General features: G+C 64.9%; 11 protein-coding genes. 10 read left to right on the top strand and 1 reads right to left on the bottom strand.

The genetic code is table 11. The features are described 5' to 3' along the window. Positions 1-24: 24 nt before the first annotated feature. From AC1DIM_RS09865 to AC1DIM_RS09845, 5 genes are all read left to right on the top strand, one after another. Entirely contained in the window at positions 25-1,716 is a 1,692-nt protein-coding gene (locus AC1DIM_RS09865; protein ID WP_477710302.1) for a ribonuclease J, read from the top strand. Between the two features lie 168 nt (positions 1,717-1,884). Further along, positions 1,885-4,815, top strand: a complete 2,931-nt coding sequence (locus tag AC1DIM_RS09860; RefSeq protein WP_477710301.1) for an FtsK/SpoIIIE family DNA translocase — start codon at positions 1,885-1,887, stop codon at positions 4,813-4,815. Between the two features lie 9 nt (positions 4,816-4,824). Further along, a complete protein-coding gene (gene pgsA / locus AC1DIM_RS09855; RefSeq protein WP_477710300.1) occupies positions 4,825-5,460 on the top strand; it encodes a CDP-diacylglycerol--glycerol-3-phosphate 3-phosphatidyltransferase in 636 nt (211 codons plus the stop codon). Between the two features lie 8 nt (positions 5,461-5,468). Further along, entirely contained in the window at positions 5,469-5,963 is a 495-nt protein-coding gene (locus AC1DIM_RS09850) for a CinA family protein (RefSeq protein WP_477710299.1), read from the top strand. 149 nt (positions 5,964-6,112) lie between these two features. Beyond that, on the top strand, positions 6,113-6,565 hold the full coding sequence (locus AC1DIM_RS09845; protein ID WP_477710298.1) for a helix-turn-helix domain-containing protein: 453 nt from the start codon (positions 6,113-6,115) through the stop codon (positions 6,563-6,565). Positions 6,566-6,637: 72 nt separating this feature from the next. Here the strand turns inward: AC1DIM_RS09845 and AC1DIM_RS09840 are convergent, their stop codons facing one another. Beyond that, a complete protein-coding gene (locus AC1DIM_RS09840) occupies positions 6,638-7,216 on the bottom strand; it encodes a MarR family winged helix-turn-helix transcriptional regulator (protein ID WP_477710297.1) in 579 nt (192 codons plus the stop codon). A 41-nt stretch (positions 7,217-7,257) separates the two neighbouring features. Between AC1DIM_RS09840 and AC1DIM_RS09835 the strand changes: the two genes are divergently transcribed. From AC1DIM_RS09835 to miaA, 5 genes are all read left to right on the top strand, one after another. Next, on the top strand, positions 7,258-7,479 hold the full coding sequence (locus tag AC1DIM_RS09835; protein WP_477710296.1) for a DUF3046 domain-containing protein: 222 nt from the start codon (positions 7,258-7,260) through the stop codon (positions 7,477-7,479). A gap of 213 nt (positions 7,480-7,692) precedes the next feature. Continuing rightward, positions 7,693-8,748 (top strand): recombinase RecA, encoded by a 1,056-nt coding sequence (recA, locus tag AC1DIM_RS09830; protein ID WP_477710295.1) that lies wholly within the window; start codon positions 7,693-7,695, stop codon positions 8,746-8,748. 61 nt (positions 8,749-8,809) lie between these two features. Then, positions 8,810-9,445: a regulatory protein RecX gene (locus tag AC1DIM_RS09825; protein ID WP_477710294.1), complete on the top strand. Its 636-nt coding sequence runs from the start codon at positions 8,810-8,812 to the stop codon at positions 9,443-9,445. 42 nt (positions 9,446-9,487) lie between these two features. Next, positions 9,488-11,053, top strand: coding sequence for a tRNA (N6-isopentenyl adenosine(37)-C2)-methylthiotransferase MiaB (miaB, locus tag AC1DIM_RS09820; RefSeq protein WP_477710293.1), 1,566 nt, complete (start codon positions 9,488-9,490; stop codon positions 11,051-11,053). A 3-nt stretch (positions 11,054-11,056) separates the two neighbouring features. Continuing rightward, on the top strand, positions 11,057-11,953 hold the full coding sequence (gene miaA / locus AC1DIM_RS09815) for a tRNA (adenosine(37)-N6)-dimethylallyltransferase MiaA (protein ID WP_477710292.1): 897 nt from the start codon (positions 11,057-11,059) through the stop codon (positions 11,951-11,953). The last annotated feature ends 17 nt before the right edge of the window (positions 11,954-11,970 follow it).

Raw genomic sequence — 11,970 nt, 5'->3', positions numbered from 1 at the left:
CTTCCGCCTGGAAAGTAGTGCACTATGACCCAAACCGCCCTTCCCGGCCTTGTCACGCCCCCACGCCTGCCGCAAGGCACCCTTCGGATCGTTCCGTTGGGCGGACTGGGGGAGATCGGCCGGAACATGGCCGTGTTCGAAATCGACGGCAAACTGCTCATCGTGGACTGCGGTGTCCTCTTCCCGGAGGAGACCCAGCCCGGCGTTGACCTGATCCTGCCCGATTTCTCCTACATCGAGAACCGTCTCGACGACATCGTGGCCGTTGTCCTTACCCACGGCCACGAGGACCACATCGGCGCCGTTCCCTACCTCCTGAGGCTTCGCGCCGACATCCCCCTGGTTGGCTCACAGCTGACGCTGGCGCTCATCGAGGCCAAGCTGCAGGAACACCGGATCCGTCCGTACACCATGACCGTTGAAGAGGGCCAGGTCGAAAAGTTTGGCCCCTTCGAGTGCGAGTTTGTTGCCGTCAACCACTCCATCCCCGACGCTTTGGCAGTGTTCATCCGCACGGCCGGCGGTACCGTCCTGCACACGGGCGACTTCAAGATGGACCAGCTGCCCCTGGACGGCCGGATCACCGACCTCCGSCACTTCGCCAAACTGGGTGAAGAGGGCGTTGACCTCTTTATGTCCGATTCCACCAACGCCGACGTCCCGGGCTTCACCACCGCCGAGAAGGAAATCGGCCCAACGCTGGAACGGCTCTTCGGCCAGGCCAGCAAGCGCATCATTGTGGCGTCCTTCTCCTCGCACGTCCACCGCGTCCAGCAGGTCCTTGACGCAGCGGCCAAGCACAACCGCAAGGTGGCCTTTGTAGGCCGCTCCATGGTCCGCAACATGGCCATTGCCGCAAAACTCGGCTACCTCGACGTCCCCGATGGCCTCCTCGTGGATATCAAGAACATCGACAACCTGCCGGACAACCGCGTGGTGCTGATGTCCACCGGGTCACAGGGCGAACCGATGGCAGCGCTTTCCCGCATGGCCAACGGTGACCACCGTGTGGTGGTGGGCGACGGCGATACCGTGATCCTGGCGTCCAGCCTGATCCCGGGCAACGAGAACGCCGTGTTCCGGATCATCAACGGCCTGCTGAAACTGGGCGCGGACGTCATCCACAAGGGCAACGCCAAGGTCCACGTCTCGGGACACGCAGCCGCCGGCGAACTGCTGTACTGCTACAACATCCTTGAGCCGCTCAACGCCATGCCCGTGCACGGCGAGACCCGGCACCTGATCGCCAACGGCAAAATCGCCATCGAGTCCGGCGTTCCCACCGCGAGTGTCATCCTTGCCGACAACGGCACCGTCATCGACCTCAAGGATCACCGCGCCGACGTGGTGGGCCAGGTCGAAGTGGGCTTTGTCTACGTGGATGGCTCCAGCGTCGGTGAGGTCACGGAAGCTGACCTCAAGGACCGCCAGACGCTCGGTGATGAAGGCTTCATCTCCATCATCACGGTCATCCACCGCGCCACCGGCAAGGTGGTCTCGGGACCGGAGATCCACGCCCGCGGTGTGGCCGAGGACGATTCAGTCTTCGATGAGATCATCCCGAAGATCAACGCCGCCCTGGAAGAAGCTGTGCTCAACCGCACGGACCACACCACGCACCAGCTCCAGCAGGTTGTCCGGCGCGTGGTGGGCACGTGGGTCAACCGCAAGCTCCGCCGCAAGCCCATGATCATCCCGGTGGTCCTGGAGGCGTAACCAGCCTGTCAGCCCTGCTCTGAGGGGAGCTGAAAGGCCCGGTTCTTCGGAACCGGGCCTTTTCGCTGTCCCGGGACATAGTGGAGCGGGCTCGGACCGGCAACATGGAAGCCCCGGATCAGCCGGAAATCCGCGGAATACCGGACCAGTTCCGGTACCGTGGCACGTATGGCCACTCGTACTACCCCCGCGCCCAAAGGCACCGCCAGAGGCGCGAACAACGCCAAATCCGGCAGCTCCGCGGGCCGCGGAGCCGGCTCAGCAGCGTCCAAAGGCGGCGGCGCCAGCGGAAGGTCGGGATCCTCCACCGGCGCCGCGCGCACGCGCCAGCTTCCCGCCGTCGAGCAGCGGCAACCCTGGCTCCTGCGTGTGGTGGGTGGCGCATGGCTGGGCGTAGGGCACCTGGTGGGCGGGGGAGTCCGCAGAATCGGTTCGGACGTCAGTGACCTGCCGGCGGAGGAGCGCCGCGACGGTGCTGCCCTGTTCAACCTCGCGCTGGGCGTCTTCATCGCCACCTTCGCGTGGTGGGGGCTGACGGGCTGGTTCCCGGACACCGTCTACAGTGTGATCAACGGCACCTTCGGCTGGGTGTCGCTGGTATTGCCGCTGATGCTCTTTGCCTGTGCGTTCCGGCTGTTCAGGCAGCCCGACGACGGCCGCGGAAACAACCGCGTAGGGATCGGCTTCCTCATCATGACGTTCGCGGGCTGCGGCCTCGCGCACGTCCTGGGCGGCCAGCCCACCGTCGCCGAGGGCTTCGACGGCCTCCGCCAGGCAGGCGGCATGCTCGGCTTCCTGGCCGCGTCGCCGCTTGCCGCCATCCACCCCGTGGTGCCCCTGGTGCTGTACGGCGCCCTCGCCTTCATCTCACTGCTGATCATCACTGCCACACCCTTCGGGGCCATTCCGCGCCGGCTCCACTCGGCCTACGAACACCTGATGGGCATTGACCTGCAGGAGCCAGGCGACGCCAGTGACCGCCACGACCGCAGCTACCTCGAGGAAACCCGCGCCGCGGAGGCCCCGAAAAAGAAGAAGCGGCGCTTCTTCGGCAGGGACGAGGACGCCGACGCCGGGCTGGAAGGCTATGTCGGTGACGAAGCCTTCGAGCATGCGGTCATCGATGACGAGGAAGCTGACGGCGGCAAACCAAGCCGCGGAGCCCGCCCTGCCCCCGGGGTGCGCCGCCCCACGCAGGCGGAAATCGCCGTCGAAAAGATCAAGGCTGCCCAAGGCCTCGGAAGTGCAGGCCACAGCCCCGCGGAGAACGCCACCGAGGCCATTCCGCTTGTTACCCCTGGCATGGTGGCCGCAGGCTCGCTCAACCCTGCGCCCGCCGCCGTCCCGCAGGTGCCGGCCAAACCCGTCACCCCCGTGCCGCTGCCCACACCCATCCCGCAGCGGACCGAGCAACTCTCACTCGCCGGCGACGTTACCTACACCCTGCCGCCGTCGGACGTTCTGACCCCTGGATCCATCCCGAAGGAGCGGACCGAGGCCAACGACGCGATTGTTGCTTCCCTGACCGAAACGCTCAATCAGTTCAACGTGGAAGCACAGGTCACCGGCTTCAGCCGCGGGCCCACTGTGACGCGGTACGAAATCGAGCTGTCCCCGGGCACGAAGGTGGAGCGGGTCACCGCCCTGTCCAAGAACATTTCCTACGCGGTGGCCTCCAGCGACGTCCGGATTTTGAGCCCCATTCCCGGCAAGTCCGCCATCGGCATCGAGATCCCCAACTCCGACCGCGAGACGGTCTCCCTGGGTGACGTCCTGCGAAGCCAGAACGCGCGCCGGACCGAGCACCCCATGGTGATGGGCGTGGGCAAGGACGTCGAAGGTGGCTACGTCGTGGCGAACCTCGCCAAAATGCCCCACCTGCTCGTGGCCGGTGCCACCGGCGCCGGTAAATCGTCCTTCGTGAACTCCATGATCACGTCCATCCTGATGCGGGCCACGCCCGATGAAGTCCGGATGGTCATGGTAGACCCCAAGCGTGTGGAACTGACGGCCTACGAGGGCGTGCCGCACCTGATCACGCCCATCATCACCAACCCGAAGAAGGCCGCCGAGGCCCTGCAGTGGGTGGTCCGCGAAATGGACGCCCGCTACGACGACCTCGCCAACTACGGGTTCAAACACATTGACGACTTCAACAAGGCGGTCCGCGCCGGCAAGGTCCAGCCGCCGGTCGACTCCAAACGGGTCATCCGGCCGTACCCTTACCTGCTGGTCATCGTGGACGAGCTCGCTGACCTGATGATGGTGGCCCCCCGCGATGTGGAAGATTCGATTGTCCGCATCACGCAGCTGGCCCGTGCGGCCGGCATCCACCTCGTACTGGCAACCCAGCGGCCCTCCGTTGACGTTGTTACCGGCCTGATCAAGGCCAACGTGCCATCCCGCATGGCATTCGCCACGTCCTCGGTCACCGACTCACGTGTGGTCCTCGACCAGCCCGGCGCGGAGAAACTCATCGGCCAGGGTGATGCCCTGTTCCTGCCCATGGGCGCCTCCAAAGCCATGCGCGTCCAGGGCGCCTGGGTCACCGAGTCGGAAATCCACAAGGTGGTGGAACACGTCAAGGGCCAGCTGAAGGCCGTCTACCGCGATGACGTGGCACCCGAGGCGCAGAAGAAGCAGATCGACGACGACATCGGGGACGATCTCGACGTACTGCTGCAGGCCACCGAACTCGTGGTCACCACCCAGTTCGGGTCCACCTCGATGCTGCAGCGCAAGCTCCGCGTCGGCTTCGCCAAGGCTGGCAGGCTCATGGACCTGCTGGAGTCCAGGGGAGTGGTTGGCCCCTCGGAAGGTTCCAAGGCACGCGACGTCCTGGTCAAACCGGACGATCTTGCTGCCGTGCTGGCAGCCATGAAGGGTCAGGACGCGCCGGTTGTTGCGGATTCCCAGACCGCCGCCCTCAGCGAAAACGCCAACGCCAACATCGCCCAGGGCGGTTACGCTGAGGACCTCGTCCAGGCCGACCTTGACCAGCGCAGCCAGTCGGTCGAATACTTCGACGGAGCAGACACGAGCTCCAATGGCGACGACGAAGACGGCTCCGAAGACGCCTGGTCACTCACCGGACGGTAGCCTAGAAGGGTGACTAGCACCGAAGCAACTGCCGCCGGCTCCAGCAGCCCCGGGATCTGGAATCTGCCAAACATCCTGACCATGCTGCGGATCGCCCTCGTGCCGTTCTTCGTCTGGTTCCTCCTCCTCGATGCCCCCGGGCTGCGCAGCGAGTCGGGTCCGTGGCGCTGGGTGGCGGTGCTGGCGTTTGCCGTCGCAATCTACACGGATAAGCTCGACGGCGACATCGCCAGGAGCCGCGGGCTCGTCACCAATTTTGGCAAGATCGCCGATCCCATCGCGGACAAGCTGCTGATCGGCTCTGCGCTCGTTATGTTGTGCCTACTCGGTGAGCTGCCTTGGTGGGTCACCATCGTGATCCTTGTCCGGGAATGGGGTATCACCGCACTTCGCTTCTTTGTCATCCGCTACGGCGTCATCCCGGCATCGCGCGGCGGCAAGCTCAAGACCGTGGTGCAGACTGCCGCAATCTTCCTGTATCTGCTGCCGCTGGGCGCGCTGGCACCATGGCTGGTCTGGGTGGCTTTCGCGGTCATGATGGTGGCTGTACTCATCACGGTATGGACCGGCGTCGAGTACGTCGTGGAAGCCCTGCGGCTGCGGGCGCAGGGAAAGCGGTCCCGAAACTCAACGCTTGGCACCTAGGAGCTGACGTGACAAATCTTCACCATCTGGCGGAACAGGCAGTCCGGAATGCGCTGGACACAGGCCGCACGGTTGCCGCCGCGGAGTCACTTACTGCGGGGATGGTCACCGCCGTCCTGGCCGATACTGCCGGGGCCTCGGGCATGCTGCAAGGCGGGGTGGTGGCCTACCAGAACTCCGTGAAAGTTGATGTCCTGGGTGTTTCGGCTGAGCTGCTGGCGGCCGTCGGCTCGGTGGACGGCGACGTCGCTGCGGCCATGGCCACGGGTGTCCGGACGGCTTTGGACGCGGACATCGGCGTAGCCACCACAGGTGTCGCCGGCCCCGAGGAACACGACGGCAAAGCGGTGGGCACTGTCTTCATCGGTGTAGCAACCGCCGAAGGGGCCGCCGCCTTCCAATACAGTTTCACCGGGAACCGTGCCGATATCCGCGGGCAAGCGTGCGGCGCAGCCCTGGAAAGGCTGCTTACCGTCCTGTCGTCCCAGGCTCATTCCCCCTGAAGCTACCGGGCGTAAAGTTGCCGGGAACAAATCCCCGGACCTATTAGTTATTACAATGTGTCGCTTTGGCAGAGCTGAGGCGCCTAGGATGAATAACAACTCCGGTTTCCCATGGTGAACCGGACAGATGAAGGAGCAAGGCGATACAGATGGTAAAGCAGCCCGTATCCGTAAACGGCGTTGTCCGCTGGAAGGATGTGGGCCTCGCCGATCAGGCTAAGAGCGAACAGAAGGAGCGCAAAATGGTTGTACTTCGCCATGAAATAGGTGATGTCCTGCGCGATGTCCGCCAGCGCCAGGGGCGTACGCTCCGCGAAGTATCGCACAGTGCCCGCGTATCCCTGGGCTACCTCAGCGAAGTGGAGCGGGGCCAGAAGGAAGCCTCGTCAGAGCTCCTGTCGTCGATCTGCTCGGCCTTGGACGTGCCGTTGTCCATCATGCTCCGGGAAGTCAGCGACCGCGTAGCCGTCGCCGAGGGTGTTGCCGTTCCAGACACCGTTCCCCAGGAATTCTCGCAGCGCTATGGCCGCGATCTTGACCGCGACCTGAATGCTGAACTTAGCAACGAACTCTCCAAGGGCCTCCTTTCCGGCGCACGGTAAGCCGGCCCGCAGGGGTTTGACGCATTGAAGATGAAGCCTCCGGCCAGCGGCCGGAGGCTTCATCGTGTGCAGCTACCTTGTGCCGTTGTCCGGCCGGTTCGTCGCGCCGCCCCGGGTGGCTGCCTCCTTGCCGAGGACGTCCAGGTCAAAGATTGAGTTGAGCTTGGCCATGTATTCGGCGAGCGTCTGCAGTTCCTCCTCCGGCCATTCCCCCAAGCGCTCACGGAAGTCCCGCCGGCGTGCGTCCTGGACCTGGTGCATCTTCTCCTCACCCTTTTCGGTAAGTCGGATCGACTGTGCCCGTCCGTCCAGGGGATCAGCTTCCTTTGACACCAGTCCGATGCTTTCCAGGAAAGCGATTTGGCGGCTGACTGACGGCTTGCCCACGCCGATGTTCTGGGCGAGGTCGGTCAAACGGATGGGACCCTCACGGCGGATGACCGCCAGCAGGCCGTAGGCCGCCGGCTCCATGTCCGGATGGACCTGGCGGGAGAGCTGGTGTGAAACGGACCGGGCGCGGCGCCAAAAGAGGCTGATCTGCTGTTCGACCGTGTTGAGCGATTCGTCAAGGGTGTCGCCGCGGGCACCAGTGTCAGGAGCGCCTGCATCAGCAGGTGCTTCCATGGGACGGCCATCGGCAGGGTTGCTCATGGCAACAAGTCTAGGGTCCGGGATCATGAGAGACTCTATTGGTGCGGATCAGTGACTATTGGCGGCTTATGGACGACGAATTCGGGGCAGGCTACTCCCGGGTCCTGAGCAGCACCCTGGTCCTGGCCGGTGTGGGGGGACGCACTGGAGACCAAGCACTAGGTTCTGGCGTGAGCCCCCGCGACGTCTGGCTGGCCATGTGCGAGGTGCAGGACGTGCCGCCGGAGCGGCGCCTGGGCCGTGACGTCAAGCCCCGCGACTAGACTCTTCCGGCTGGCCCCTGTAACTCCCTGCGGCTGACACGCCGTCGGATCTGTTCGAATATCTGTTCGGGTAAAGCTATGCTTTTTGTAGTGGGTTATCCACATACGCGATGGTGCCCGTCCTGAATGTCGGAGGGTGCCATTAGCGTCAGAGATGACCAATAAAGGCCCCTGAGGCCACTCCAAAGCGAGAAAGCATTAGAGGTGTGAACCATGGCGGCAGCCCCGGATCGTGAAAAAGCGTTGGAAGCAGCGCTGGCCCAGATTGACAAGCAGTTCGGCAAAGGATCGGTCATGCGCCTGGGGGACGAAGTCCGTGCCCCCATCGAGGTCATCCCCACCGGCTCCATCGCACTGGACGTGGCCCTGGGAATTGGCGGCCTGCCCCGCGGCCGCGTCGTAGAGATCTATGGCCCGGAATCGTCAGGTAAAACCACTGTCGCGCTGCACGCAGTTGCCAACGCCCAGCGGCTGGGCGGCATCGCCGCGTTTATCGATGCCGAGCACGCCCTGGACCCGGAATACGCTGCCAAACTGGGTGTTGATACTGACGCCCTCCTGGTCTCCCAGCCTGACACCGGTGAGCAGGCCCTGGAAATCATGGACATGCTGATCGGCTCCGGGTCGCTGGACGTCATCGTCATCGACTCCGTTGCCGCCCTGGTGCCGCGTGCTGAAATCGAGGGTGACATGGGCGACAGCCACGTTGGCCTGCAGGCCCGCCTGATGAGCCAGGCGCTGCGTAAGATTACCGGCCGGCTGAGCCAAACCAAGACCACCGCAATCTTCATCAACCAGCTCCGTGAAAAGATCGGCGTGTTCTTCGGCTCCCCGGAGACCACCACCGGTGGTAAGGCGCTGAAGTTCTACGCCTCCATCCGCATCGACGTTCGCCGGATCCAGACGCTTAAGGAAGGCGCCGACTCTGTCGGTAACCGCACCAAGGCCAAGATCGTCAAGAACAAGATGGCGCCGCCCTTCAAGATCGCCGAGTTCGACATCATCTATGGCCAGGGCATTTCCCGCGAGGGCGGCATCATCGACATGGGCGTTGAGCACGGCATCATCAAGAAGTCCGGTTCATGGTTCACCTACGACGGCGACCAGCTGGGCCAGGGCATGGAGAACTCCCGCCGCTTCCTGCGCGACAACCCCGAACTGGCCGCCGAGCTGGAACGCCTTATCAAGGAGAAGCTGGGTGTGGGCGTCAAGCCCGCTGCGGATGAGACCAAGGACTCGCCCAAGCTGAAGGCCGTCGACGGCTTCTAAAGTCGACGGCTTCCAAGGTTGACCGATTACAGGGCCGTGCGTTCGCAGGCAGCGCGGATTTATGGGTGAGTGGGATTCCGGGGCAGGACGCGGGCGGCGTAGGAGCGCGGACGGCCGGCGCAGCGCTGCCGGGGATGGGCCTGATCCGGAGTCATCCGTCGCTGCGGACGCCGAGCCTGACCCCGCCTCAGTCGCCCGCGCCATAGTCCTGCGGCAGCTGACCAGTTCGGCGAAAAGCCGGCTCCAGCTGGCCCGCAAGCTTGCGGAACGGAACATCCCCGAGGACGTGGCCGAGGCCGTCCTGGACCGGTTCGAGGAAGTCCGCCTGATTGACGACGCCGACTTCGCCGACATGTGGGTCCGCAGCCGGTCCCAGTCGCGGAGGCTCGCTAAGGGAGTACTCCGCCGCGAGTTGTCGGACAAGGGCATCGACGCGGACACCGCTGCTGCCGCGCTGGAGCAACTCTCCGACGCGGACGAGGAAGCGGCCGCCCGCGTGCTGGTGGAACGTAAGCTCCGGCCCGGCGCGGACCTGTCGGACCGGGCCGAGCGGGACAAGATGACGCGCCGCCTCGCCTCCATGCTCGCCCGAAAGGGCTACCAGCCCGCCCAGGCATTCAGGGTGGTAGGTGAGGTCATCGACGAACGGCTGGGTGGCCACCGGGCCATCCAGGACGACTACGAGCCGGGCCTCTAGGCTGCCGGGGCGGTGCCTCCGCTGAGCCGGTACCCTTAACAGGTGAGTTTGACCATTCCTTCCCCCGCATCCGGCACCGTCCCCTCCGCAGCCTCTGGCGCACTGCAAGTTACAGGTGTGCCGCAGCCGCGCACGTATCAGGTGCGCACTTTCGGCTGCCAGATGAATGTCCATGATTCGGAGCGGATGGCCGGCATGCTTGAGGCCGCAGGCTACGTACCGGCCCAGGGTGAGCAGGCCGACGTTGTGGTGTTCAACACCTGCGCCGTCCGGGAGAACGCGGACAACAAGCTCTACGGGAACCTGGGCATGCTGGCGCCTGTGAAGGCCGCCAACCCGGGAATGCAGATTGCCGTGGGCGGCTGCCTGGCCCAAAAAGACCGGGAAGCCATCCTCAAGAAAGCCCCTTGGGTGGATGCCGTGTTCGGCACCCACAACGTCGGTGCGCTTCCGGCGCTGCTGGACCGGGCCCGGCACAACAATGAGGCCCAGTTGGAGATCCTGGAATCACTCGACGTTTTCCCCTCCACGCTGCCCACCAAGCGGGACTCGGTCTACTCCGGGTGGGTCTCCATTTCGGTGGGCTGCAACAATACCTGCACGTTCTGTATCGTCCCGGCCCTGCGCGGCAAGGAAAAAGACCGCCGCCCCGGTGACATCCTGGCCGAAATCCAGGCGCTTGTGGACGATGGCGCCATCGAAGTCACCCTTCTCGGGCAGAACGTCAACTCCTATGGCGTGGAATTCGGCGACAGGCAGGCCTTTTCAAAACTCCTGCGCGCCTGCGGTGCCATTGAAGGCCTGGAAAGGGTGAGGTTCACCAGCCCGCACCCCGCCGCCTTCACGGACGACGTCATTGACGCGATGGCCGAGACCCCCAACGTCATGCCCCAGCTGCACATGCCGCTGCAGTCCGGATCGGACAAGGTCCTGAAAGACATGAAGCGGTCCTACCGGTCCACCAAGTTCCTGGGCATCCTGGACAAGGTCCGGGAAAAGATCCCGCACGCCGCCATTTCCACCGACATCATTGTGGGATTCCCCGGTGAAACGGAGGAGGACTTCCAGGCCACTCTCGATGTGGTGGAGAAATCCCGTTTCGCCACCGCCTTCACGTTCCAGTACTCCAAGCGGCCTGGCACCCCCGCGGCCGACCTGCCCGATCAGCTGCCCAAAGCCGTAGTCCAGGAGCGCTTCGAACGCCTCACCGCCTTGCAGGACCGGATTGCTGCCGAAGAAAACGCCAGGCAGCTGGGACGCCGGGTGGAAGTCATGGTCACTGCCCAGTCCGGGCGGAAGTCTGAAGAAACCCACCGGCTCTCCGGCCGGTCCCGGGACCAGCGGCTGGTGCACTTCTCGGTGCCGGAAGGTGCCGAGCCGCCCCGCCCCGGTGACCTGGTCACTGTCACCATCACGGAGGCCGCCGCCTTCCACCTCGTCGCGGACCCCGCACTGCAGGACTACAGCCTGCGCCGGTCCCGAGCCGGCGATGCCTGGGACAGGTCGCAGGCCGATTCGTGCGGTGCGCCCGTACCAGGCGCCGCAGGTGGCGTTGGCCGGACCGGTGTCTCGCTGGGCATGCCCACGCTGCCGGCCCGGAGCCGCTGACCGGTGGCCCAGCCTCCGGTCATCGCGGTAGTTGGTCCCACGGGCTCAGGTAAGTCCGATCTTGCGGTCAGCCTGGCAATCGAGCTGGATGGCGAGGTGATCAACGCCGATGCCATGCAGTTCTACCGGGGCATGGACATTGGCACCGCCAAGATCACTCCGGCCGAACGGCGCGGCGTACCCCACCACCTCCTGGACACCCTGGACGTCACCGAGGAAGCGAGCGTTTCTGACTACCAGCAGCAGGCCCGGGAGGTCATCAGCGGCATCCACGCCCGCGGCAAGCGCGCCATCCTGGCGGGCGGATCCGGTCTCTACGTGCGGGCAGTACTGGACGTTCTTGAGTTCCCCGGTACCGACCCCGTAGTCCGGCGCAACCTGGAAGCCGAGCTCGAGCAGTCAGGACCGGAGTCACTCCTCGCCCGGCTCCGGGAAGTGGACCCCGTCTCCGCCGGCCGGGTCAGCGATGCCCGTCGCATCGTCAGGGCACTGGAGGTGCACCAGCTCACGGGCAGGCCCTTTAGTTCCTTTATGCCCCAGCGGGAGTACTTCCAGCCGGCGGTGCAGATCGGACTGGCCGTGGACCGCGATGCACTTCGTGAACGGCTGGGCGTACGCGTGCACAGGATGGTGGACCAGGGCCTGCTGGCGGAAGTGGGCCGACTGGACGCGGCAGGACTGCGCAGCGGCAAGACCGCGCCCCGGGCACTGGGCTACGCCCAATTCCTCAAGGTGCTCGACGGCGTCGCAACCGTCGCGGAGGCCACCGGGGACACCATCGTGGCCACCCGGCAATTCGCCAGACGCCAGCTCACCTGGTTCCGGGCGGATCCCCGTATCAGCTGGCTGGACTGGCAGGCACCGGACCTGACTGCGCAGGCCGCAGCACTGTGTAAGTGATGCGGTAAGGGCCGGTA

The sequence above is a fragment of the Pseudarthrobacter sp. 01T43 genome, from assembly GCF_056398665.1.
Note: the sequence above shows the minus strand (reverse complement) of the source record. Positions and strands in the feature narration are given on the sequence as shown.